The organism is Antricoccus suffuscus, from assembly GCF_003003235.1.
GTDB classification, from domain to species: Bacteria; Actinomycetota; Actinomycetes; order Mycobacteriales; family Antricoccaceae; genus Antricoccus; species Antricoccus suffuscus.
This window is the reverse complement of sequence record NZ_PVUE01000001.1, coordinates 424,985-448,785: the sequence shown is the minus strand read 5'-3', so window position 1 is coordinate 448,785 and position 23,801 is coordinate 424,985. Positions and strand designations below refer to the sequence as shown.

22 protein-coding genes are annotated in these 23,801 nt (G+C 65.1%); 8 read left to right on the top strand and 14 right to left on the bottom strand.

The features are described from left to right. The first annotated feature begins 60 nt into the window (after positions 1–60). Positions 61–1,410, top strand: a complete 1,350-nt coding sequence (locus tag CLV47_RS02140; protein WP_238145173.1) for an MFS transporter — start codon at positions 61–63, stop codon at positions 1,408–1,410. 35 nt (positions 1,411–1,445) lie between these two features. Then, entirely contained in the window at positions 1,446–3,374 is a 1,929-nt protein-coding gene (locus CLV47_RS02135; RefSeq protein WP_106347333.1) for an alkyl/aryl-sulfatase, read from the top strand. Between the two features lie 5 nt (positions 3,375–3,379). Here CLV47_RS02135 and CLV47_RS02130 read toward each other — a convergent pair whose 3' ends face one another. The 4 genes from CLV47_RS02130 to CLV47_RS02115 form a co-directional block, all read right to left on the bottom strand. Continuing rightward, complete coding sequence (locus CLV47_RS02130) at positions 3,380–4,858, bottom strand: SDR family NAD(P)-dependent oxidoreductase (protein ID WP_238145172.1); 1,479 nt, start codon at positions 4,856–4,858, stop codon at positions 3,380–3,382. Positions 4,859–4,884: 26 nt separating this feature from the next. Beyond that, positions 4,885–5,625 (bottom strand): aminotransferase class IV, encoded by a 741-nt coding sequence (locus CLV47_RS02125; RefSeq protein WP_170110923.1) that lies wholly within the window; start codon positions 5,623–5,625, stop codon positions 4,885–4,887. Between the two features lie 68 nt (positions 5,626–5,693). Then, a complete protein-coding gene (locus CLV47_RS02120; protein WP_106347330.1) occupies positions 5,694–6,461 on the bottom strand; it encodes a crotonase/enoyl-CoA hydratase family protein in 768 nt (255 codons plus the stop codon). Continuing rightward, on the bottom strand, positions 6,461–8,014 hold the full coding sequence (locus CLV47_RS02115) for an AMP-binding protein (RefSeq protein ID WP_106347329.1): 1,554 nt from the start codon (positions 8,012–8,014) through the stop codon (positions 6,461–6,463). Before CLV47_RS02115 ends, CLV47_RS02120 begins: the two co-directional genes overlap by 1 nt. Before the next feature lie 119 nt (positions 8,015–8,133). Here CLV47_RS02115 and CLV47_RS02110 point away from each other — a divergent pair, with 119 nt between their 5' ends. After that, a complete protein-coding gene (locus CLV47_RS02110) occupies positions 8,134–8,901 on the top strand; it encodes a maleylpyruvate isomerase family mycothiol-dependent enzyme (RefSeq protein ID WP_170110922.1) in 768 nt (255 codons plus the stop codon). 32 nt (positions 8,902–8,933) lie between these two features. Then, positions 8,934–9,527 (top strand): TIGR03086 family metal-binding protein, encoded by a 594-nt coding sequence (locus CLV47_RS02105; RefSeq protein ID WP_106347327.1) that lies wholly within the window; start codon positions 8,934–8,936, stop codon positions 9,525–9,527. 13 nt (positions 9,528–9,540) lie between these two features. On the opposite strand, the gene CLV47_RS02100 is transcribed toward CLV47_RS02105, so the two are convergent. Genes CLV47_RS02100 through CLV47_RS02090 form a run of 3 tightly spaced genes read right to left on the bottom strand, consistent with a single transcriptional unit; the run spans position 9,541 to position 12,147 of the window. Next, positions 9,541–9,996, bottom strand: a complete 456-nt coding sequence (locus CLV47_RS02100; RefSeq protein WP_106347326.1) for a hypothetical protein — start codon at positions 9,994–9,996, stop codon at positions 9,541–9,543. After that, positions 9,993–11,027 (bottom strand): phosphotransferase family protein, encoded by a 1,035-nt coding sequence (locus CLV47_RS02095; protein ID WP_106347325.1) that lies wholly within the window; start codon positions 11,025–11,027, stop codon positions 9,993–9,995. Before CLV47_RS02095 ends, CLV47_RS02100 begins: the two co-directional genes overlap by 4 nt. Positions 11,028–11,037: 10 nt before the next feature. After that, entirely contained in the window at positions 11,038–12,147 is a 1,110-nt protein-coding gene (locus CLV47_RS02090; protein ID WP_106347324.1) for an Rv3169 family protein, read from the bottom strand. Between the two features lie 414 nt (positions 12,148–12,561). Between CLV47_RS02090 and CLV47_RS02085 the strand changes: the two genes are divergently transcribed. Next, complete coding sequence (locus tag CLV47_RS02085) at positions 12,562–13,068, top strand: hypothetical protein (protein WP_106347323.1); 507 nt, start codon at positions 12,562–12,564, stop codon at positions 13,066–13,068. Between the two features lie 120 nt (positions 13,069–13,188). On the opposite strand, the gene CLV47_RS02080 is transcribed toward CLV47_RS02085, so the two are convergent. Continuing rightward, a complete protein-coding gene (locus tag CLV47_RS02080; protein ID WP_238145171.1) occupies positions 13,189–13,785 on the bottom strand; it encodes a LysR substrate-binding domain-containing protein in 597 nt (198 codons plus the stop codon). Positions 13,786–13,811: 26 nt separating this feature from the next. Beyond that, positions 13,812–14,105, bottom strand: coding sequence for a LysR family transcriptional regulator (locus CLV47_RS22290; RefSeq protein WP_170110920.1), 294 nt, complete (start codon positions 14,103–14,105; stop codon positions 13,812–13,814). Between the two features lie 110 nt (positions 14,106–14,215). On the opposite strand from CLV47_RS22290, the gene CLV47_RS02075 reads away from it, so the two are divergent. The 3 genes from CLV47_RS02075 (at position 14,216) to CLV47_RS02060 (ending at position 17,678) form a co-directional block, all read left to right on the top strand. After that, positions 14,216–15,064, top strand: a complete 849-nt coding sequence (locus CLV47_RS02075) for an SDR family NAD(P)-dependent oxidoreductase (RefSeq protein ID WP_106347322.1) — start codon at positions 14,216–14,218, stop codon at positions 15,062–15,064. A 682-nt stretch (positions 15,065–15,746) separates the two neighbouring features. Continuing rightward, on the top strand, positions 15,747–16,250 hold the full coding sequence (locus CLV47_RS02065) for a DinB family protein (protein ID WP_106347321.1): 504 nt from the start codon (positions 15,747–15,749) through the stop codon (positions 16,248–16,250). A gap of 222 nt (positions 16,251–16,472) precedes the next feature. Further along, positions 16,473–17,678 (top strand): amidohydrolase, encoded by a 1,206-nt coding sequence (locus CLV47_RS02060; protein ID WP_106347320.1) that lies wholly within the window; start codon positions 16,473–16,475, stop codon positions 17,676–17,678. Between the two features lie 13 nt (positions 17,679–17,691). On the opposite strand, the gene CLV47_RS02055 is transcribed toward CLV47_RS02060, so the two are convergent. The 5 genes from CLV47_RS02055 to nirB are packed head-to-tail and all read right to left on the bottom strand — an operon-like array spanning position 17,692 to position 23,797. Further along, on the bottom strand, positions 17,692–18,432 hold the full coding sequence (locus CLV47_RS02055) for a sirohydrochlorin chelatase (protein ID WP_106347319.1): 741 nt from the start codon (positions 18,430–18,432) through the stop codon (positions 17,692–17,694). Further along, positions 18,425–19,567, bottom strand: a complete 1,143-nt coding sequence (locus tag CLV47_RS02050; RefSeq protein ID WP_202862328.1) for a uroporphyrinogen-III synthase — start codon at positions 19,565–19,567, stop codon at positions 18,425–18,427. Before CLV47_RS02050 ends, CLV47_RS02055 begins: the two co-directional genes overlap by 8 nt. Next, positions 19,564–20,790: a uroporphyrinogen-III C-methyltransferase gene (gene cobA, locus CLV47_RS02045; RefSeq protein ID WP_106347317.1), complete on the bottom strand. Its 1,227-nt coding sequence runs from the start codon at positions 20,788–20,790 to the stop codon at positions 19,564–19,566. The genes CLV47_RS02050 and cobA overlap by 4 nt, the downstream gene beginning before the upstream one ends. Further along, complete coding sequence (gene nirD / locus CLV47_RS02040) at positions 20,787–21,197, bottom strand: nitrite reductase small subunit NirD (RefSeq protein WP_106347316.1); 411 nt, start codon at positions 21,195–21,197, stop codon at positions 20,787–20,789. The genes cobA and nirD overlap by 4 nt, the downstream gene beginning before the upstream one ends. Further along, positions 21,194–23,797: a nitrite reductase large subunit NirB gene (nirB, locus tag CLV47_RS02035; RefSeq protein ID WP_106347315.1), complete on the bottom strand. Its 2,604-nt coding sequence runs from the start codon at positions 23,795–23,797 to the stop codon at positions 21,194–21,196. The genes nirD and nirB overlap by 4 nt, the downstream gene beginning before the upstream one ends. Between the last annotated feature and the right edge of the window lie 4 nt (positions 23,798–23,801).

Below are 23,801 nucleotides of genomic sequence, written 5' to 3'. Positions count from 1 at the left end.
ACTCGCGCGGTATTTAAATCAGCGGGTGCCATCAAGCTGGCGACCGAACTAGGGAGAACCGTGACCGCGACCCAAGCAAATGCGCAAGTGCAGGGCTCAACGCAGATCGCGTCCTCTCCGCGACGCCGTACGGGCCGGGCCTGGGTCATTACCGTGATGCTCCTGGTGTTCATGCTGATCAACTTCGCCGACAAGGCGGCGCTCGGACTCGCCGCCGTCGACATCACGAAGGACCTCGGCCTCACCAACAGCCAGTATGGCTTGCTGTCCAGCGGGTTCTTCTTCCTGTTCAGCGTTGCCGCGCTCGCCGTCGGCATCATCTCCGACCGGGTGCCGACAAAATGGATCATCCTCGTGATGGCGCTGATCTGGTCAGTCAGTCAGGTGCCACTCATCGGGACAGTCGGTTTCGGGACGCTCTTGGTCAGCCGGATCGTGCTCGGGGCGGCAGAAGGACCCGCTTTTCCGGTCGCCAACTACGCCGTGCACAAATGGTTCAACAATGCCGGCCGGAGTCTGCCGAGCGCCATCGTCACCATTGGCGCGCCGCTTGGCGTGATCGTCGGCGCGCCGGCGATCACATGGGTGATCGTGCACCACGGCTGGCACGCCGCATTCTTACTGCTCGCGGTGATCGGCCTAGTGTGGTCGGTCGTCTGGATCTTCGTGGGGCGAGACGGCAAGAATGACGACTCACTCGTGGTCTCGACCGCGGAGGTCGAGTCCACACGGATGCCTACCTGGCGGATTCTGACGAGCGGAACGTGGCTGTCGAGCGTGTTCGCCGGTTTTGCGGCGTACTGGGCATTGGCACTTCTGGTCGCCTGGCTGCCGAAGTATCTGGAGACTCAACTGGGTTACAGCACCACGGTGACCGGCACGCTGATCATCCTGCCGTGGGCAGCGGGCGCGCTCGGGCAACTGCTCCAAGGCGGGTTCACGGGGCGGATGATGCGACGTGGAATGTCCAGCCGGAAGGCGCGCGGGATTCTCGGTGGCGTCTGTGTGACGGTCTCGGGGTTGGCCATGCTCGGCTTCATCTTCGTCCCGACCGGCTGGGTGAAGATCGTCTTCATGACGATCGGGTTCAACCTCGCCGGCATCATCTTCGCGCTGTCGCTGACGGTCTGTTCTGAGATATCGCCGCCGAAGCAGCGCGGACGCGTGCTCGGCACGTACGCCGCGATCTACGCAACGTCCGGCATCATCGCGCCTTACCTGACTGGCAGGCTCATCGACGCAATCGGCGCACACAACGGCTACGAGATCAGCTTCCTGATCACTGCACTGTTACTGATTGTCGCTGGGGTCATCGCCACAGTCTTTATTCGGCCTGAGCGCGATGCCCTGCGACTGCGGCAGAACGCCGTAATTGAGCGCGACGATGTCTCTTCCGTGAGCGCCGCATGACACCATCTGAACGAACCGACGAAAGGCCCGACCCGATGACGACCGACAACAAGGTAAGCGCCAACTCGAGCCCGCGGCCGGCGAGTGACGCCACCCGCGCGGCGAACTCCCAGGCGGTTCAGTCTCTGCCATTCGGCGACCGGCAGGCGTTCGAGGACTCCCAGCGCGGCCGGATCGCGTCAATCGAGCCGCCGACGATTGCCGGTGCGAGTGGGCGTCCGGTCTGGGACCTGGAGCAGTACGCGTTTATCGGTGCGGAGGCTCCCGACAGCGTGCACCCCAGCCTGTGGCGGATGGCGCAGCTCAACCAGGCACACGGCCTATTCACCGTTGCCGACCGAATCCACCAGGTGCGCGGCTACGACATCTCCAACATGACGATCATCGAGGGCGCCACCGGCTACATCGTGATCGACCCGCTCACCACCGCCGAGACCGCGGCCGCGGGAATGCAGCTCGTCCACGAACATCTCGGCGAGCGGCCCATCACCGCGATCATCTACACCCATAGCCACGTAGACCACTTCGGTGGTGTCCGCGGGATCGTTGAGGAGTCCGACCTCGTGGCGCGCGGCGTACCAATCGTGGCACCGACCGGTTTCATGGACGAGGCCATCAGCGAAAACGTCTACGCCGGAAACGCGATGCTGCGCCGCGCCATGTATATGTTCGGCCCGCTGCTCCCCCGCGGCCCCCTCGGCCAAGTCACCACAGGCCTCGGCGTCACCACTCCCGGCGGCACCAACACGCTCATCGCCCCCACGCACTCGATCAACACGACCGGCTCGGAGCTCACCCTGGACGGGCTGCGGTTCGTCTTCCAATACACGCCGGACAGCGAAGCACCGGCCGAGATGACGTTCCACATCCCCGAACTGCGGGCTTTGTGCATGGCCGAGAACGTCTCGCACGTCATGCACAACCTCTACACGCTGCGGGGCGCACAGGTGCGCGACGCACGCTCCTGGAGCGGCTACCTCAACGAGGCCATCGAGCTGTTCATCGATGAGACGGACGTAATGTTCATCAGCCATCACTGGCCGGTATGGGGTCAGGACGCGGTGCGGGAGTTCATCGGCAAGCAGCGTGACCTGTACAAGTTCATGCACGACGAGACCCTGCGGCTGGCGAACCACGGCTACACCATGGTCGAGATCGCCGAAATGATCCAGATGCCGGCGCCATTGGCCAGCTTCTGGGCCAACCGCGGCCTCTATGGATCGCTCAACCACAACGTCAAAGCCGTCTATCAAAGGTATCTGGGCTTCTTTGACGCCAACCCCGCCAACCTCAATCCGCTACCGCCACGCGAGATGGGTGAGCGGTACGTCGCCGCGCTCGGTGGCGCGTCGGCCGTCATCGACAAAGCGACCGCGGCATTCGCGGAGGCCGACTATCGCTGGGGCGCTGAGCTTCTGAAGCACGTGTTGTCCGCCGAACCTGACAACGACGACGCCAAACGGCTGCAGGCCGAGACGTTCGAGCAACTCGGTTACCAGGCCGAAAGCGGTCCGTGGCGCAACTTCTATCTCACCGGCGCCCATGAGCTGCGCAACGGCGTACTCCAGGTCAGCGGCAAACGCCGAGCGGGCGGCACCGAGATCCCGCTGGCGATGACGACCGAGATGCTGCTCGATTTCATGGGCATCCGGCTCAACTCGCCCAAGGCCGGCGACACCGTGCTGCACCTCAACCTCGTCACTACGGAGCCGTCCGAGCGCTACCTGGTGACGGTGCAGAACGGCGTACTCTTCCACACCCGCGACAAGCAGTCGCCGGACGCCGACGCCACTATAACGACCACCCGTCAGGGATTCGGCGCCATCGTGCGCGGTGCCGCGACCCTCGACGATGCCGTTGCCGACGGCTCGATCGATATCGCCGGAGACCGCGGCGCGTTCGAAAAACTGCTGTCCCTGCTGGACAACTTCAGTCCGTCATTCAACATCGTGACCCCGAACTAACGCGGTCACCAGTTCGCGGGTGCGTAGTCCTTGAGGAAGCAGCCGTAGAGGTCGGTGCCGGCTTCGCCCTGCACTATCGGGTCGTAGACCCGCGCGGCGCCGTCGACGAGATCGAGTGGGGCGTGGAAACCCTCGTCGGCGAGCCGGATCTTTGTGTAGTGCGGGCGCTCGTCGGTGATCCAGCCGGTGTCAACAGCCGTCATCAGGATGCCGTCAGTGAGCATCTCCTTCGCGCTGGTCAGAGTCAGCATGTTGAGCGCCGCTTTGGCCATGTTGGTATGCGGATGCCCGGGACCCTTGAAACCGCGGTTGAAGACGCCCTCCATCGCCGAGACGTTGACGACGTACTTGCGTCGGGCCGTGCTCGCGGCCATCGCGGCACGCAGCCGGCTGATGAGGATGAACGGCGCCGTCATGTTGCATAGTTGGACCTCGAGTAGCTCCAGCGGGTCGACCTCGTTGACGCGTTGAGTCCAGCTGTTGATCGTGTTGAGATCGGGCACCAGGCCGCCGGCGTCGATGGCTGTGGATTCGGCGATCCGCTCCAGCGACGCCGACCCGGCGATCATCGCGAGCCTGGAGATTTCGTGCCCACTCGCGTTCTCGGGCAAGTGTGGCGCAGGATGTGACGACAGCGAACCGGTCAATCCGGCCGGGTGCGCATCCGAGATCCGGTCAAACGTCAGGATCTCCGGCAGGGGCCCGTCCGGCAGTACGTCGGACTCGGCAGCGGCTAACGGCGCATATGCACCTGGCGAGCGTCGTACGGTCTGAGCGGCGTTATTAATCAGTACGTCGAGCGGCCCCGCTTGTGCAACCGAGTCGGCCAGCGCGACGACCTGCGCAGGATCGCGCAGGTCGATGCCGACGATCCGCAGCCGGTGCAGCCACTCGGCGCTGTCCGGCATCGCGGTGAAACGGCGTACCGCATCGTTGGGAAACCGCGTCGTGATCGTGGTGTGCGCCCCGTCACGCAGCAGCCTCAGCGCGATATGCATGCCGATCTTGGCGCGGCCACCAGTGAGCAGCGCGCGACGCCCGGTGAGATCGGTCCGTGCGGCGCGGCGACCGTGGTTGAGTGCCGCACACCTCGGGCAGAGTTGGTGATAGAACGCATCTACCTCGACGTACTCCTGCTTGCAGATGTAGCACGGGCGCGGCTTAATCAGCTTGCCGGCGAGCGCACCAGCAGCGTTGGAGACGAGCGGGATGCCCTCAGTCTCATCGTCGATCCGGTTGGGTGATCCGGTCGCGGTCGCCGCCACAACTGCCCGGTCGGCGGCCAGGATCGCGTCACGTCGCTCATAGCGCCTGGCCAACTTGACTTGCTTGTAGAGGCGTCCGGTCGCTCGTCGTACGGCGATTGCGTCCGGATGCTCAGGGTGCAGCGCTTCGACTCGCGATAGGACGTCGAGGCACAGCGCGAGGTGTTGCGGGTCAATGCCACCGCTGTCGTCGGCAGTAAGGGGATCTGGCTCAGTCACCACGCCACGATAGTCGGCGGCCGCGGTCACCCGGCATCGTGACTCGCGATTAGCCGAGTGAGCGGGTGCGGCTCGACCCATTCCGCCCCGCTGGTGCGGCGTACCCACTGCACCCCGCGGATTGAGTTGGTCAGAAACGCACCCTCCGAGGCGGCTAGTTCGTCAAGGGAGATGGGCGCGATCGCCACCGGTACGCCGATATCGTCGGCATAGTTGAGGATCAGCTGCCTGCTGACGCCAGGCAGGATCCGCCCGTCGAGCGGTGGCGTGCAGATCTGGCCATCGCGTACGACGAAGATGTTGCTGCGGCTGCCCTCGAGCACGAGCCCGTCGTAGTCGGCGAACACGACCGCCTCGTCTGAGCCGAGTCCGATTTCGGCGTGGTTGAGCGCATCGCGATCGACGAATTTATGCGGCGCGAGCGCGTGCGCGCGGCGTACCTGGAGCATCAGACCGGGCTGCTGCTCAAGCGGCACGGGCGGATCGCACGGCTGCACCTCGACGCGCAGCCGGGTCGGGTCCTCGGGCGTGGCCACGATGCGGGCGCGGTGGTATCCGGCGTACGGCGCGGCGGTCCGGCGTACCTCGGCATCCGCGTCGAGGTCGAGCGGGACTCGATAGCATTCCCAGAACGAACGCCGGAGTCTTGCCATGTGCGGCGGCAACTCGCGTACGACGCCGTCCACGATGAGCACGGTCTCGAAAATCCCCTCGTGCACGCGAATCTCGAGTGGGACGGATGGGCGGGGACTCGGTGGCGGATGCACGGAGACATTGTGACGGATCGCGGGGTATTTTGTGACGGATCGTCGGGTATTTTGTGACGGATCGCGGGTTAGGCGAAGGTGCCGTGTCGCCCCTCGCCGTCGGCGAAGCGCTTGGCGCCGTCCTGAGAGCCGGCGTTGCGCGAGCCCACGCCGTACCCGTACTCGACGGAGATCGCGTCCTCCTCGCTCATCCCCCACTGCTCCAGCGACGAGAGCCGGTCGTTGCGCATGCATACCTGAGGAAAGGCAGCCAACTGCTTTGCCAACGTCACCGCCGCGGTGAGCGCCTCGCCGCCCGGCACCTTGCGGTTGGCCAGGCCGATCGCGAGCGCCTCGTCCGCGTCGACCGGGCGGCCAGTCAGGATCAAATCCATCGCGCGGCTCTGACCTATCAACCGCGGTAGCCGAATAGTGCCACCGTCGATCAGGGGGACCCCCCAGCGCCGGCAGAAAACGCCGAACACGGCCGTTTCGTCGACCACGCGCAGATCTGCCCAGACCGCGAGCTCCAGTCCGCCGGCGACCGCATGACCGCGGATCGCCGCTATTACTGGCTTCGAGAGCCGAAGGCGGGAAATTCCCATCGGGCCGTCGCCGTCTGGTTCGACACGGTTGGGATTGCCTTCGCTGAAGGCCTTAAGGTCGGCTCCGGCGCAAAACGTGTCGCCAACGCCGGTCAGGATCGCGACGGCGGCGTCCTCATCGGCATCGAACGCGCGGAACGCGTCGGCAAGAGCCTCGGCGGTCGGCCGGCTGACCGCGTTACGTACCTCCGGCCTATTGATGCTGATGATCGTCACGGGCCCGTCGTACGAGACGGTAACCAGGTCACTCATTACTTCTGCCCTTCTTCGTTGGCCCACAGCGGATCGCGTAACGCACGGCGCAAGATCTTGCCGACCGCAGACTTCGGGATGTCATCGACGAATGTCACCGACTTCGGGATCTTGTAGCGAGCGAGCTCGCCGGCCACGAGCTGCTGAAGCTCCGCCTCGGTCGCCTCGGAGCCTGGCTTGAGGGTGACGAATGCAGTCACCGCCTCGACCCACTTTTCATCCGGCGCGCCGACGACGGCGGCCTCGGCGACGGCGGGGTGCGTCAACAGCACGTCCTCGACCTCACGCGGATACACGTTGTAACCGCCGGTGACGATCATGTCGCTACGTCGGTCAACCAGGTAAAGATAGCCACGGCCGTCGCGGCGAGCCATGTCGCGGGTGCGGATCCAGCCACCCGGCGCCAGCATCTCGGCGTTGAGCTCCGGGGCGTTCGTATAGCCAGACATGCCAAACGGCGCGCGGACCCGGATCTCGCCTATCTCACCATCCGGTACGACGTTGCCGTCATCGTCGGTCAGCTCGATCTCGGCATCGACTGTCGGATGACCGCACGATGCCCACAACGCCGGATCGGCGTGATCGTCCTTGTCGAGCACGGTCATGCATAGCGGCGCCTCGGTCTGCCCGTAGTACTGCACGAGCTTCGGGCCCCAGTGATCAATAGCGTTCTGCAGGACCGGCCGCGGCATCGGGCTCGCGCCGTAGACGATCGTGTCCAGTGAGGTCGTGTCCGCGCCATCCAGTACGCCGGTGGTAAACAGCATCCCGATCATGGTGGGGACGAGGTTGACCTCGGTGATCTTGTACTTCTCGATCGTTGCGACGTACAGCTTGGGATCGAACCCGGGAAGTACGACGGACAGCCCGCCGCGGAGCCAGTACGGCACCACGAAGGTGCCGCTGGCGTGCACGAGGGACGCGGCATGCAGCATGCTCGAGCTCAGCCCAGGTGAGACGAGGTTGGCGAGAATGTTGGCGACGATCCCCGCGTAGCTGCCCTGCGTGTGCTCGACGGCCTTGAGCTTGCCCGTCGTACCGGACGTGTAGAGCCACATCAGCGGGTCGCTCGGGTCCAGCGGGACGCGCGGGTCGTCGGCCGGTACGTCGGCGATCACCTCAAGCAGGTCGTCACCGCCGCCCGCCGCCGGCGCGCCAAGCCCAAGAGCAGTGATTTGCGGCAGGTGCGAAAGAAGCTCCTCCGCGCGGCCGGTCAACGCCTCGTCGTGGATCAACACGGTCGACTCGGTCTCCTCGAGCATGTGCTGATGCTCGGCCAGCGACAGCCGCCCGTTGAGCGGCACTCGGGTCACTCCCGCTTTGACGCAGGCGAAGTCGACTGACACCGACCACGGCCCGTTGCCGATTAGCAGAGCGACACGCTGTCCCTTGGCGATGCCGCGCGCGATCAGCACGTTTGCGATCTGGTTGGACGCGTCATTGACCTCGCGGTAGGTCAGAGCACGGTCGGCGTTGACGCCATCGACGTACACAAGGGCGGTGCGGTCGGCGTACCGTTCGGCGCCGCGCCGGATTAGTTCGGCGGTGATCATGAGGTCCCCAATTCATGGTCTGACAGGTTCACGCCAATCTACAGTCCAATTGGACTGTCGGCTATGGCCCCCGAAAATCGGCTTGGCACACAAATGACCTGCATGACATGCTGATTCTCGTGCCCACTTCTCTTGAGCTCGCCGCGCATCTGGATGTGATTCGATCTGCTGGCGCGTTGCTCGCCGACCATGCGGCGACCGCCGGACTCGATGCATCCGTGCCCACCTGCCCCGACTGGACGGTGGCGGATCTGGTGGCGCATCAAGGCATGGTCCATCGATGGGCTGCGTGGCAGTTTCACCAACAGGGCGCCGAACCAGACGATCACACGGACTATCTCCGGGAGATTCCGCGCCCCCGCCTCCTCGAGTGGTACGCCGAGGGGGTCCGCGATCTGCTAACCACGCTGGAGTCGGCGCCGGACGATGCCGAGGCGATGGTGTTCCTCAACGACGCCCCTCCCCCACGACGGTTCTGGGCGCGCCGGCAGGCCTTCGAGACAACCATCCACAGCGTCGATGCCCTATCCGCGCGGCTGGGTAGGGTCCCTGTGGCGGCTGAAGTAGCGCTCGACTCGGCAGTCGCGCTCGACGGGATCGACGAGATTGTCTCCGGATTTGTCACACGGCATGACGCGCAATGGGACCGGGCGAATCCCGTGACGCTCTCCATCGCTCCAGACGACGCCGCTCGAGCGTGGACACTTACGATCGCCGAGCGGATCGTCACTGAGCCGATGCGGGCCAATTACCCAGACGCTACTTTTGCCGGTACGGCGGCACAACTGCTGCTCGGCCTGTGGAATCGGGGCGCCGAGATCACAGTCCGCGGGCAAGCCGACGTACTCGACCTGTGGCGGGAGCGGTCACGCATCAGCTGGTCCTAACGGCACCACCGAGCACTAGTGAAGGAGACTCCATGAGCGACATCCGGGAAGTCCACGAACGCGTCATCCAACTGAGCACCAACACGGTCTCCAACGTCAGCGCCAGCGATCTCGACCGGCCAACACCGTGCGCGGGCTGGACGCTGCGTGACCTGCTCGAGCACATGATCACGCAGCACTACGGCTTTGCGGCGGCGGCCGCGGGCAACGGCGCGGAACGGGGCGTCTGGGAACTGCGTTCGGTGGGCACCCATCCGGTAGCGGAGTACGCCGCCGCGGCCGAGCACGTCGTCACCGCGTTTTCCCTCGAGGACGTTCTTGAGCGTCAGTTCGCGCTGCCCGAGATCAGCGAGGACATCACGTTTCCAGGTAAGCAGGCGATCGGCTTCCACCTCATCGACTACGTCGTACACAGCTGGGATGTCGCCCAGTCGATCGGCGAGAGTGTCGAGCTCGATCCCGACATCGCAGATATAGCGCTGAAAATCGCCGCCGCCGTACCCAACGGCGACGAACGCAAGTCTGACGGTGCCGCGTTCGCCCCGGCCCAATCGGTGCCCTCGCACGCCGCGCCACTTGACCAGATCCTCGCCTTGCTGGGCCGCTCGCCGGACTGGACGGCCTAGCAGCAGACGGTCGCTAGGCCGTCGGCGGAAGCACCAGCTTGCGGCGTTCCGCTGAACCCACCAGGTGGTTCCACACCTTGTCCTCGAGTTGCGCCGCGGAAGTCGTGGTCGATGCTTCGAGCGCGACCTGCATATCGATCAGTAGCGTCTTGAGCTCCGCGTTCGATTGGTCCAAGGCGCTGATCGCCAGCGACTCGTCCGTACCCTTCGACGCTTCGCGCAGTCGGGCGCGCAGTGCCTCATCAGCAACGACGTCGCTGGCCTGGGCATCCGCAAACAACTCTCGCATCTCGGTATTCTCACGCACCCGGATTTCCGCCGCACGCTCGAATTCCTGCCCCGCGAAGAACAGCGCTAGTCCCATAGTCGAAGCGTTTCCAGCCGAGTACTCGCCGCCGAGGTTCGGCGCGATCTCCGTGGCCAAGGCGGCGAGGAAGCCGCCCATCACAACAGGTACGTCGGGTTTCATGCGCGTGCCTCCTTACGTAACGTCGCAATCCGCTTCGCGAGGTGCCGGTTGTGCACGCTCATCGGGTACCAGCTCGAGAACACCAGCAGCGGGTCACCGCTCGCGCCGATCTGGTACTCCTTGCCGGCCGAGATCCAGATGGCGAGCGCCTTGAGCGAGTTGAAGATCTCCCACCACCGCAGCCGCGACGGGTCAGCGGTAAGCCCGCTTGCCTTCTCCCACAGGCGAACCCCCTCATCACGAGCGATCATGCCGCCGGGCCGCTCTGGATTCTCGTTGGCCCATAAAGGATCGGACGCCCACGCGACATCCTCCAACGGGTCACCGAGATGGCACATCTCCCAGTCGAGAATCGCCTTGATCTCACCGTCGTCGTTGCACAGGAAGTTGCCGGTGCGGTAGTCCCCATGCACGACGGAGATCTTCTCCGCCGGCGATGGAGGATAACTCCTTAGCCACCGGATGGCGGCCCGCGCGATTGGTTGCGGCGCAAGCTCATCTTCGTCGATGACCTTCTCCCACTTCGCCAGCTCACGCTTCCAGCACTCACTCGGCTCCAGCCGAGCCATCGCGAAGCCGATCTCGTCGGGATCGGCCTTGGCGATATGGCCAAGGTGGGTCCAGAACTGCTCTCCGACGACGGCGGCCTTCTCGCCGTACGGCTCAGGTGCGAGGAAGGACCCGGGCAGGCAGCCCTCGATCTGTTCCATCACGAAAAACGGCCGGTCGAGCCACTTCGAGTCCGTCTCGAGGAAGACCGGCTCGGGCACCGGCAGCCCAGTGGGATGAAACGCGCGGTAGGCGCTGTATTCGAGATCGCGCTCGGTCTCGATGAGACTCGCCACTGGATCGCGGCGCAACACCAGCGGCCGCGACACCGTGCTTCCGCCGTCGTCCCACGTCGCCGTCAGGCAGTACGTCTCGCGACTCGCGCCACCGTGCATGCGGCGTAGGTCGCGGATATCGACGTTCGAGACCGCAGGCATCCGATGTTGCAGGTAGGCGGCGAGCCGCCCAGCGAGATCTTCCACGGCCAGCCCCTCAGCCTTCGTACGGATCGAGGACGTCTTTGAAGCCAGACGGCGCGTGCGGCCCGATGATGAGCTGCTCGAGTACGCCGCAGCCGTCGCGCGTCGTACCGTCCGGCGAGGTCAGCGTCGCGGTCACGAACGCCTGAATATGCAGATGCGGTGGGTGGTAGCTGGTGATGTCGGACAGCTTGAAGCTTTCACCGCCGACAACGAGCGGCCCTTTATGCCCACCGTGCGTCCAATCCGGATGGCCATAACCCAGGCCGAGCATGTAGAAATTCCACTTCGGCGTCAGGTCGATCCGCGTCTGACCGCCGCTCTTGTGGTCGAAGAAGATCGTCGCGGACTTCGCATACCGCGAGCCGGGCAGGTAGGTGATCTCTGCGCGGCTCTTCTCCATCTTCTCCGGCTCGGCACCGTCCAGGCCACACATGACCCCACTGATATTCCACGAATCGCCCGCCGCGTCGTCGTTCTGATGAAAGAGCGTGATCCGGTCGTCGAAGTTCAGCGGTGCCCAGAGCCAGTAGAACTGGGGCGGCATCGCGGGCGCGAGAGGTTGCGCGTCGGGTGCGCCGACTGGGCGCACACCCCATGATCGGTCGCGGGTGCCGACGTACTGGTCGCGGGATACGTCGATCCGCTCGCCGGCGATCTCGATCCAGCCTTCCCACGTGCCGTTCTGCGTCATGCGCGTGACGTCCATGAATACGCGGGGTCCGTTGCGGCGAGTGAACCGTGGTTCCTGCACCGGTACGGCGCGCGCGTGGAAGGTCAGGTCGGCGGTGATGCCCTGATCGTTGCTGTCGACCGTAACCCGCAGTGACCGCAGCGGTTCCAGGACCGTGACCTTGATCGGCCCGACCTCGGTGTCCAGCCGCTCCATACCCAGATGCCGCGAGGCGTGCACGTTGTGCTGCACACCCTTGTGCACCAGGCAGAACGACGCGTCCGTGATGTTCAACTGCGGGTACACCCCAAGTGCGGCGCTGAAGAAGACATCACCAGTGCGCGTATATCCGTTGAAGAAGTAGCGATCGTAGAAGTTGCGATCCGTGCCCGCGAAAGCGACGGGATCCGGGGTCTGGTGGATCGGGTAGTCGTCGGCCTTGGTCAGCATGAAATGTCGGCTCCCTAGTTGCTCGCGGCTTCTCGTTGAACTCTGGCTTCTGATTGAACGTAGGGTGAACGCCCAGTTCCCGCAAGAATCTGGCCGATTCGATCAATTCCGCTACGCCGGTAGTTGAACGTTCTCGGTCCGGGTCGGTGTAGAGATCTGACCGACGTCTATGACGGAAGGACTACCGCCATGACCGAAGCAGCACCTCTCACCCGCCGTGCCGTGGTCGGCACTGGCTTGACGTTTATTGGACTGTCCGCCGTGGCGGCCTGTTCGAGTAGTACGCCGGGCTGACCCGGACGGGACCGCGAGCAACCCACACCGCGATCCGCTTGCGGCGACGAGCCAGACCGGTGGCGGGATCAGGGCGACTTCCGATGGTGATCGCGCAAACGTCGGACGATACTGAGGGGCGTGAGTGCAAGACAGGCAACCTCCGGCCGACGCGCTATCGGCGACGCGCACGTCGTGCTGCGGCGCCTGGACCTGACGCTGTGTTTGCTTTTGCTGATCCAATTCGTGCTGGGCATGATAGTGAACTTGTTCGTCCCTATCCCTTCCAAGCATCCCGGAGCGCACCCTGCCGGCTACCTGTCGGGGATCGCCGACAGCATCGGCTGGGCAGTGCCGGACGGTGGAGTGTGGCTGGCCGCGCACGTCGCTCTCGGCCTGGCGATGGTGCTCGCCAGCATCGCCGGGCTCATTGCGGCGGTGCGCTACGGCCAGCGTGGCCCTATCGCTGCCGCGCTCGTCGGACTGCTCGCTATCATCGGCGCGGCATTCAACGGGGCGAGCTTCCTCAGCTTCAACAAGGACTACTCGTCGATGATCATGGCGGGATGCTTCGCGCTCGCGCTGGCTTGCTACATCGTCGGCCTCGACCAGATCAACACACAGCGGCATCCGCGGCATCCGGCTTGAGCGCCATATCGGGAACCTATCGGATGCTGCAGCGATCCGAGGCTTCCGTGGCTGGACAATCGGTACGCGGGTACGAGTGCCAGGCTCCTCACAACTCGCAGCGCCATACGAACACGTTCTTTAGTCGTTCGCTTGAGCTCGTAGTGCACTGGCCTGCTCGAGTAGGGCGTTGACGGCCAAGTCCGTCGCGCGTCCCGGGTCGCTGCGGGTCAATATTGTGCTGTTGCCCCCGGCGTAGGAACGATCGTGCACCGTCAACACGCGGACATCGGCGGGAACCGTGCTGGCCATCGTCCCGGGCAGCACGGTGATACCGAGGCCCGCGGCCACGAGGCCGAGCCGGGTGGTCCAATGTCGCACGGTGTAAGCAATGCGGGGTTCACCAACGGTGGGCCAGGCGCCGAATTGCGGTTCGCCAGGGCTTCCCACGCCTGCGATCCAGGCTTCGTCGGCGAGTTCGCGCGGCTGGACGGTGCGGCGGCGCGCCAAGCGGTGATCAGCAGGGACTGCGATCCGCAGTCCCACGACGGGTAGGGCGTGCGCACGAAAGCTGGTGACATCGCTTTCGGCCGGCGCGGTCCCCAACGCTACGAGCGCTACGTCGAGACGCCGGGCTCGTAGTCGGCGCAGCAAGACAGGGGTGGCCGCCTCGTCGATGACGACCTGCAGGGCCGGATGGGCGTTGAGCAGCGCAGCCACCGTACGCGGAACGAGCACGGCACAGGCCGTCGGGAAGGCCCCGATCACCAACGGCCGGCTGCGCGGTCGCGAAGGCCAGCGAGTTGCTGGCCTGTCGTCTCCAGCTCGGCGAGGGCGCGCGTCGCGCCGGAAAGGACGATCTCGGCGGCCGGCGTTAGTCTTACGCCACGCCGCTCGCGTTCGAACAACTGCTCCCCGACGGCCGCTTCAAGAGCGGCCATCTGCCGAGACACTGCGGACTGCGTATAACCCAACTCGCTCGCGGCGGCGGCGAACGACCCGGTGGCTGCCACCTGCCGCAGCACCTTCAGGCCGAACAGTGTCACATCGTCGATCATTAGCCAATTGTGCCATGCGTTTTGCGCAGGGCATGAGTGCCAAATCGTCGCTACAGAACAGAGCAGAAGTGGCGCATGGTTGAGGAAACCCTCAACCGATTGGGAGACAGATGACCGAGACAAATCACAAGACGTGGTTCATCACCGGCGCCTCGAACGGGTTCGGACGCGAATGGACGGAGGCTGCACTCGAGCGCGGCGACCAGGTGGCCGCCACCGCGCGTTCAGTCGACCGGCTCGACGACCTGGTCGTCCGCTACGGCGACGCAGTCCTGCCTCTACAGCTCGACGTCACCAACCGAACACAGGTAACCCACGCCGTGGGTGAGGCTCATCAGCACTTCGGTCGTCTCGACGTGGTGATCAACAATGCCGGGTTCGGTCAGGTCGGGATGGTCGAGGAGCTTCGCGAGCATGAGATACGCACATCGCTCGAGACGAACTTCCTAGGCATGCTCTGGGTCACCCAAGCCGTCCTGCCGATTCTGCGGGCGCAAGGCAGTGGACACATCGTCCAGGTGACCAGCGAAGGCGGGATCGTCGCGTTCCCACAGTTCGGCGCCTATCACGCAAGCAAATGGGCGGTGGAAGGCCTGTCCCAATCGCTTCGACTAGAAGTCGCCGACTTCGGCATCCATGTGACCTGCGTCGAGCCCGGCCCCTATGCAACAGGATTCGGAAGCACCGGCCTACGTCGCAGCGCGGCACTTCCCGCGTACAACCGGGTGCGTGACGGCATCGACCGGAGTAGCTGGCTGCGAGGCGACCCAGCTGCGACCCGGCAAGCAATTCTCGCGGTAGTCGATGCCCCGAACCCGCCGCCACGCGTCGTCTTCGGTCGTGCCTTGGCAGGTATCGAGGCCGAGTACGCCGAGCGCCTATACACCTGGCGCGAATGGCAGCCCACATCTTTGGCAGCGTTCGGCGACCCGCCGGCAACCACTTCATCCCTTGGCTGATTCTCCCGCGTCACGAGGCTTCGGACCTGCCCGCAACCCAACTACAACGGAACGAGCATTGAGTGTCCCGGCCAACGAACTCGTACTCCGAGACCACAGCCTGCTGCGCAGTCTCCATGTCGGCGAGTGCGCGAGGGTCCGACGAACCGGCGGCCACGAGCACGACCGCGTCGCCTGGCCGTACGCCGACCGCGTTGAGGCGATCGACAAGGCCACCGTTAGCCGCGGGTCCGGCCCGAGAGCTCCTGCGGCTACGGCATTGTCCGGGACCGCGCGCGCACGGTAGCGCGCCCGTCGAGGTTGTCGGTGCCGTGTGAACATCCAATGAGGCTAGGCATTCTCGCGCGCTCCTAATTCCAGACGGTAGTCCCGCTTGACAACGGTCTCAGCTAGCCACCGCAAGTCAGTGACGAATGCGCGGACGTTCATTGCGATATAGTGCGGGCTGGCGTCTCTGACACCTTGTTTTTTGGACAGGGCAAAACCGCCATCGTTGCTCCTGCGTCGCCGCCATCGATCATTTCTTGCGGCACAGCATGTTCGGACAACTTGCACACTCCGACTCTTGGCTACATCTTCGGCCACTGGATGTGCCCTCGCTTAAACCCCACCACGCACCCAAGTCATCCGCCAACCGGCGGACGACTCAAGTTTGACCCGCAAAAGAATGGAACGAATGCCCATGAATACCAAAGCGATCGCTACCGGCAATGAGCGAGCGATACTTGACGACATGCTCGATCGTAACCGTGCAGCGCTCATCAATACCGTGCGCGGCCTGTCCGAAATCGACGCCCGCAGACGACTAGTGACATCACTGACGACTCCAATATCCTTGGTCAAACACGCTGCAGCAGCGGAAAGGATCTGGTTCCAACGATTCTGGGCGGGACTCGACGAGTCCGAATGCGACGGCTACTCAAAGCGAGACGAAGGCACCTTCAGCGTCGCAGACGACGAGACGCTGGCCGACGTGATCGCCGAGTATGAGCGCGCAAGCCAGCGCTCGCGGGAGATCGCCTCCGGCTTCGCCCTCGACGACATCAAGGACAATCCCCGAGAAGGAACAGTCAGCATGCGCTGGACTTTGGTCGCCATGATTCAAGAGTTCGCCCGGCACGCGGGCCATGGTGACATCCTGCGCGAGCAGATCGATCAGTGTCCAACTCAGGCTCCGACACCCTAAAGCATCGCGGCCGTCTAGGTCGGCCAACGGTGTCGACTCTTTGAGCGGCGACGTACCCTAAATCGTCGCCAGACGTCTGAACGACACCGAACACCCACCTGTCCGGGAACGGCCGCACGGCCGACGTCATCGACCTTCATCGGGAGAGCAGAGGAGCGATATGGATTACACGCAGCGAACCGTGGACATCCCACGCAAGAACGTGGACGAAGGCGCGGCCTAATGCCCGACAGTGCGGCCAGGTCCGCGGCGACGAGGGTCCTAAGCAATGTCCGTCCCTGGGGCGGCGCACCGGCCGACATACTCATCCGCGACGGGCACATAATCGGAATCCGCCCGTATGACGGATTGTCCGCGATCGACATCGACGGGGCGGGCTTGCTGGCTTTGCCCGGGTTCATCAACGCCCACGCCCATGTGGACAAGAGTTGGTGGGGACAGCCGTGGGTCAGTTACGGAGGTCAAGCCACCACCGAGGGACGTATCGCCCACGAGCGTGAGCACCGCGAACGCCTCGGCATCCCCGGCGTCGAAGTGACGCTCGCTGTGCTGCGCGAATCGCTCCGAACAGGCACAACGGCTATCCGCACTCACGTCGACGTCGACCTCGGTATCGGCGTCCGCGGCATCGAGGTGGTCCGCGAGGGGCTCGCCCAGCTCGGCGGCGCCATTGACGCTCAGATTGTCGCGTTCCCGCAGGATGGCGTGCTACGCCGTCCAGGCGTGGTCGAGTTGCTGGACCTGGCCGCACGCGAGGGCGCGGACTACATCGGCGGCCTTGACCCGGCCGGGATTGACCGCGACCCGGTCGGTCAGCTCGATGCGCTGTTCGGCATCGCCGAAAATCGCGGAGTCGGTATCGACATTCACCTGCACGACGCGGGCGAGCTCGGCGCGTTTCAAATGGAGCTCATCGCCGACCGGGCACGCCGCACAGGGCTCGCCGGCCGGGTTAACGTCGCGCACGGGTTCGCGATTGGAGAGGTCGCTGCCTCAAGACGCGCGGAGATCATCGCGCAGTTCGCCGAGGCTGGGGTCTCGATGACGACGGTGGCCCCGGTCCGTCCCGCCCCGCTCCCCCTCCGAGCCCTGCGAGATGCCGGTGTCCCCGTGGGACTGGGAACAGATGGAATTCGCGATCTCTGGACGCCGTACGGCACGGGCGACATGCTCGATCTCGCGCGGCTGCTGGCCCAGGTATCGGGGTTCCGCTACGACGAGGAGCTGCGGGAGGCGATCGAGATCGGGACGTCCGAGGGCCGTAGTTTCGTTGGCCGCACGCAACATGGTTTGGCCGAAGGGGCCAGAGCCGACATCGTTCTGGTCGACGCCGAGAATCCACAGGACGCGCTCATGCGGGCTCCCGAACGGTCGCTGGTGATGGCCGCCGGTCGCGTCGTCGTTCGCGATGGGCAGATACTTATCTAATCGGGAAACGAATTTATCCCACGATGACTGGATTAGAAGGGTGCCGGTGACCACGCGCCCGAACGGCAGCTGAAAAGCGATCCAGGACGATCGCCGTCAACCGGGCGTCTGGAGCGAGCGGGGCGGTTACCAGGTCTGCGCCCGCGGCGCGGATCTTGTCGTAGAAGAAGCCGGGCGCCAGCAGGTACGCCGCAACCACGACCCGGGCATTTCCTGACAACGCCTGGCGCGCAGCAGATACCGCGTCAGGAAGCGCGGGCTTAGCGATAGACCCAAAGCCGATTGTCACCGGTCCCTGGTGATGCGCGCGCAGGTCCTGAGCGACGAGCTCAATGTCGGCTTGTGCGCGAGGGTCCGACGAACCGGCGGCCGCGAGCACGACCGCATCTCCTGGCCGTACGCCGACCGCGTTGAGGCGATCGACAAGGACCGCCGTTAGACGAGGGTCCGGCCCCAGAGCGCCTGCGGCCACGGCATTGCCTCCCACCGCGGCGACGGCTTCCATCACGTCAACATTGACGTGATACCCGCCCGACAGGAGCAGCGGTACGACGACAACCTCGTGCGGTTTGCGCGCGTGTGGACCGGCGAGGCCATCGACCACCGCATCGAGACGCGGCTCCTGTACGTCGACAAACGCCTCGTGCACATCGAGATCTGGGCGAAGGGTCGCGACGTCGTTAAGTAGCGCGCGCACGGTAGCGCGCCCGTCGACGCTGTCGGTGCCGTGTGAACATCCAATGAGGCTAGGCATTCTCACGCGCTCCTAATTCCAAACGGTAGCCGCGCTTGACGACGGTTTTCACCAATTGCCGTGCACCGCTCGCCTCGCGCAATCGCGCGATGGCGACCTCGGCGGCGTGCGGGTGCCGCGAGTCTCCGGGTAGCACTTCGAGGACCTGATCACGAGGTACGACGTCGCCGCGCGCGGTCGCGAGAAGCCGCAGCACCTCCAGCCCGCTGGGCGACAGTGCCAGGACTTCCCCGTCGAGTACGGCGACCCGCGAACGGACCTGCAACCGGCCGGCGACTGTATCGAGAGCCTGGGTTTCGGTCCCCTCGTAGTGGCGCACGAGCGCTCGCACAAGCGCACCGAGCCGGCCACGTTCGGGTATCAGCGGTGTGATTCCTCGGCGTATTAACGGCCTCGCGGTGACCGGGCCGACGGCTGCCGCCACGAGGTCGCCGCTGACGCACCGAGCGATGACGGCGTCCGCGACGCGCCTCGATTCGACCACACGCAGCCACGCTTCGGCGCCGGGCGCGGAGGTGAATACGACGGCGTCGACCTCGCCGCACGCGGCGGCATGCACGGACTCCCGTAACGCGTCCTCGTCCGGCGGCGGACCCCAGCGATAGACGACGAGGCTGACGACCTTCGCGCCGGATGCCGCGAAAACATCGTCGAGGCCATCCGCACCGGCGCCGTGGTGCTGCACCGCGATCCGCAGATCATCGACCCCATCGGCCAAGAGGAGTTCCGCGATCTCAGCCGACGTCTCCGACTCCGCGACCCAGTCGACCGTCAGGCCCGCGGCCTGGATCGCTCCCAGCGCCTTCGGACCCCGAGCGACGATCCGGGCGCGACCCAACACCGCGAGCAGCGCGTCGACAATGCCGTGCGCGTCCGCGGCCTCAATCCAGCCACGAAACCCGATACCCGTCGTGACGACCAGGACATCCGGCGGTTCGTCAATGATCTCGCGAGTCCGAGCGAGAAGTGCTTCGTCGTCGTGGTTGGGGATCATGCTCAGCGCCGGAGCGTGCAGGATGTCGGCTCCCCGGCGCGCCAGTGCGGCCGCCAACTCCGCCGAACGCCGATCCGCCGTGATCAGCACGGTGCATCCGGCCATTACTTGGCCGAGTGAGGACCGGGGCGCCCCGCTCACGCCGCTCCAGAGAAGTCGCGCAGATCAAGCTCAGCGACGTCACCAATGACGATGACTGCCGGCGCGACCACACGGACTTCCCTTGCGCGACAGATGATCCGACTAAGCGACGCTCGTGTCACACGTTCGCGGTCGCTGGCACCGTTCTCGACGATGGCCACGGGAAGCTCGGGATCTGCACCGGCGGCAATGGCCTGCTCGACAATGTGCGCAAGCATCGATACGCCCATCAACACCACCAGCGTCGCGGTCCGGTCGCGGATATTGCGAAGCGCCCCGGGCCCGAGTGGATCGTGCCCATTGGCAACTTGGAATGAGGCCACCAGCCCGCGGTGGGTCAACGGGATCCCGGCAAGAGCAGGAACACTGAGCGCGCTACTGACCCCGGGGACCATCTCGACGGCGATTCCCGCTTCACGGCACGCGAAGACTTCCTCTGCACCGCGACCAAACACGAACGGGTCGCCGCCTTTGAGCCGTACGACGAACTGTCCTCGTTGTGCCCTTTCGACCAGGATGCGGTTGATCTCGTGCTGTGGCACCGGATGGTCGCCCGGCGCCTTGCCGACGTTGATCACCTCGACATCCGCCGGCAGCCGGTCAAGCGCTGAGATCGGGCCGAGTCGATCTGTAACAACGACGTCAGCCTGATCCAACAATCGCCGGGCCTTAACCGTCAACAGATCGGACGCGCCCGGCCCACCGCCCACCAGTACGACGCGCCCAGGGCCAGTACGACGCCGCCGTTGGTCTACTTCGCCAGAGCGTAGATGATCGGCGAGGTCATCCCGGATCGCTGCGACCCGGCGCGGATCACCGCCATCACCGTCGGCGCGCGCATCGGTCACCACACCGACAAGCACGTCTCCGCTGCGCGTAGTGGCGGGAGTGCGCGCGGTGCCGTGCGCAGCCGAGCCGGCGTTCACGCACCACACGCGTCGGTTCTCGGCCCACTCGGCGATCTGCCGATCGACCCAACGATCGCCTGTAGCCGTGTGCACCAGCCAGACTCCGTCAAGGTCACTGTCGCGCACCGTATCGGGGCGCCACGCCACTGCGCCGTCTGTGACCAGCGCAGTCAGGTCCTCGCATATCTCCGGCGCGACCACGAGTACGTCGGCCCCGTCCGCGACGAACTGGGCGATCCGGCGCGCGGCCACCGGCCCGCCTCCGGCCACAAGGACGGCCCGGCCAGCAAGCTCCAGGCCGACGAGCGTGGTCATGCCGAGCTGCGCAACTGCGGCACCGGTTCGACGGGCATCTGGGTCACCAGCACATCGCCGTCGATGATCAAGACATCCCAGATCTTCAGCGAGCCGTCCCCGCCGTCCACCGCCGCATAGCCGGCGGAATCCAGACAGTCGCCCGTCCGAAGGTCGAAAACCTGCTTGTACATAGGCGATGCGATGGTCGGGACGTGCCCTCGGCTGCCGACGATGCCTCGGGAGATCACGTTGGCCCCGCTAAACGGGTCGAGCTGTTGCACCGCGTAGACATCGCCGTACGCGGTCCGAAACAGCGCGACTTGTTCGCGGCCAATCAGTGCCGCACGACCGCGCTCGACCGCCAGTTCCTCGATGTCGCACACCCGCCGCCATTGGCTTAGCTTCGTCCGGACCATCGTGTTCATCTGCGTACCTCCAGGGTTGTTCCAGCGATGAGTACGCCGCGATCTCCGGTCGCCGTACGTTCAACCGACGTCGCGGGGCGTGGCTGCCCACGCTCGACGACGTAGGCGAGCGTCGGATCTGCCACGTCGGGCGCGTTAATGAAAGAACCGAAGCGCCGCAGGGTTTCTGGGTCGTCCAGCGCCGCCTTCCATTCGTCTTCATAGTCCTCGACGTGCGCGTCCATCGCGCGGTCGAGATCGGCGCAGATGCCCAACGAGTCCTCCAGCACGACCGCCCGGACCTCATCAAGGCCGCCTTCCACATCATCGAGCCACGCCGCGGTCCGTTGAAGTCGGTCGGCGGTGCGGATGTAGTACATGAGAAAGCGGTCGATCGTCCGGATGAGAGTCGGTGAATCGAGATCTTCGGCGAGCAGCTGCGCATGCTTGGGCGTGAAGCCGCCGTTGCCTCCGACGTACACGTTCCAGCCATTGTCCGTGGCGATCACGCCGACGTCCTTGCCGCGGGCCTCGGCACACTCCCGCGCACAGCCGGACACGCCGAGCTTGATCTTGTGCGGTGAGCGCAGTCCGCGATAGCGCAGCTCGAGCTCGATCGCCATCCCGACGGCGTCCTGTACGCCGTACCGGCACCAGGTCGACCCGACGCACGACTTGACCGTGCGCAGCGACTTCCCGTAAGCGTGACCGGACTCGAAACCGGCGTCGATGAGGCGTTTCCAGATGATGGGCAATTGCTCGATGCGCGCGCCGAACATGTCGATGCGCTGCCCGCCAGTAATTTTGGTGTAGAGACCGAAATCCTTGGCGACCTGACCAATGACAAGCAGACCGTCCGGCGTGATCTCGCCACCGGGAATCCGCGGTACGACGGAGTAAGTGCCGTCCTTCTGGATATTCGCCATCACGTGGTCATTGGTGTCCTGCAACGTCGCCTGCTCGCCGGACAGGATGTGCCCGTTGCCGAGCGACGCCAGGATCGAGGCGATCACCGGCTTGCAGATATCGCAGCCGCGATCGCCATCGCGGCGGCCGAACCGGGCGATGGTCTCGCTGAAGGTGTGCAGATCCGACACCAAGATCGCGTCGAACAACTGCGCTCGGGAAAGGTCGAAATGCTCGCACAGCGCCTTGGAGACCTCGATACCAGACTTCTCAAGCTCGGTCGTCACGATCTTCTTGACCAACGGAAGACAGGATCCACAACTGGTCCCCGCCTTGGTGCACGCCTTAACACCGGCGAGGTCGGTGCATTCGCCGTCGGTAATGACCCACCGGATCGTCCCTGCAGTCACGTTGTTGCACGAGCACACGGTCGCGTCGTCTGGCAGGTCAGCACCCGGGGCCGGCGCCGATCCCTCAGGGAGCAGGTACGCCGCGGGATCGCCCGGGAGCTCTCGTCCGACCATCGGTCGCAACGCCGCGTAGGCGCTCGCGTCTCCGACGAGTACGCCGCCGAGTAGCGTCCGCGCATCGTCGGAGAGGACAACCTTCTTATATACACCGGCGATCGGATCGGCGTACACGATCTCCAATGCGCCCGGCGTAGCGGCGAAGGCATCACCGAAGCTCGCCACATCCACGCCCAGCAGCTTGAGCTTGGTGGACATGTCGGCGCCGGGGAACACTGCCTCTGCGCCGAGCAGCCGGTCGGCGACAACGTCGGCCATCGCGTTTCCGGGTGCGACCAGGCCGAGGCACTGGCCATCGATGCACGCCACTTCCCCTATGGCCCAGATATTTTCATCTTCGGTGCGGCAGGAGTCGTCCACCACAATCCCGCCGCGCTCGCCTAACGCGAGACCCGCGTCACGGCCGAGCTCGTCACGCGGGCGTACGCCGGTCGCGAAGACCACGACATCGACGTCGAGGCGGGCACCGTCGGCGAATTCCATGGTCGCCGCGCAACCGTCCTCTCCGGCTGCAATCTGTGCGGTCGCGGTCTCGGCGCGTACGTCGATGCCCAGGCTGGTAATGAGCCGATCGAGTGCCTGACCGCCGCCATCGTCGACCTGCAGGGCCATCAGCCGCGGCGCGAACTCGACGACCGTGCTCTGCGCACCAAGCGCCTGCAACGCTCCCGCCGCCTCGAGTCCTAGAAGCCCGCCGCCCACGACGGCGCCGCGCACTGGACGTTCGCCGCCAATCGCGCGAGCTTTGGCCTCGACCCACTCACGCATGGAAGCAACATCGTCGAGCGTGCGGTAGACGAAGACACCGGGCAAGTCGTGCCCGTCCACCGGCGGAACGAAAGCGTAGGAGCCGGTCGCGAGGACAAGTTCGTCGTACGCGAGCGAACGCCCATCGGAAACCTCCACGGTCCGGGCGCCCCGGTCGATCGTCGTGACGGCCCCGCCGCGGATCAGATCGACGTGCGGGTCGTCCCACAGTGCAACGTCACCGAGCGCGAGGTCGTGGGCCGTGCTTCCCGAGAAAAAGCTGGTCAACGCCACCCGGTCGTAGGGCAGCGCGTGCTCTTCGGAGACCACGGTGATCCGCCACGTGTTGGACTCGTCGCGGGCGCGCAGTGTTTCGACTAGACGGTGCGCGACCATGCCGCCGCCCGCGACGACGAGGTGCTTGGTAGGTAGTGGTGCCATGCGC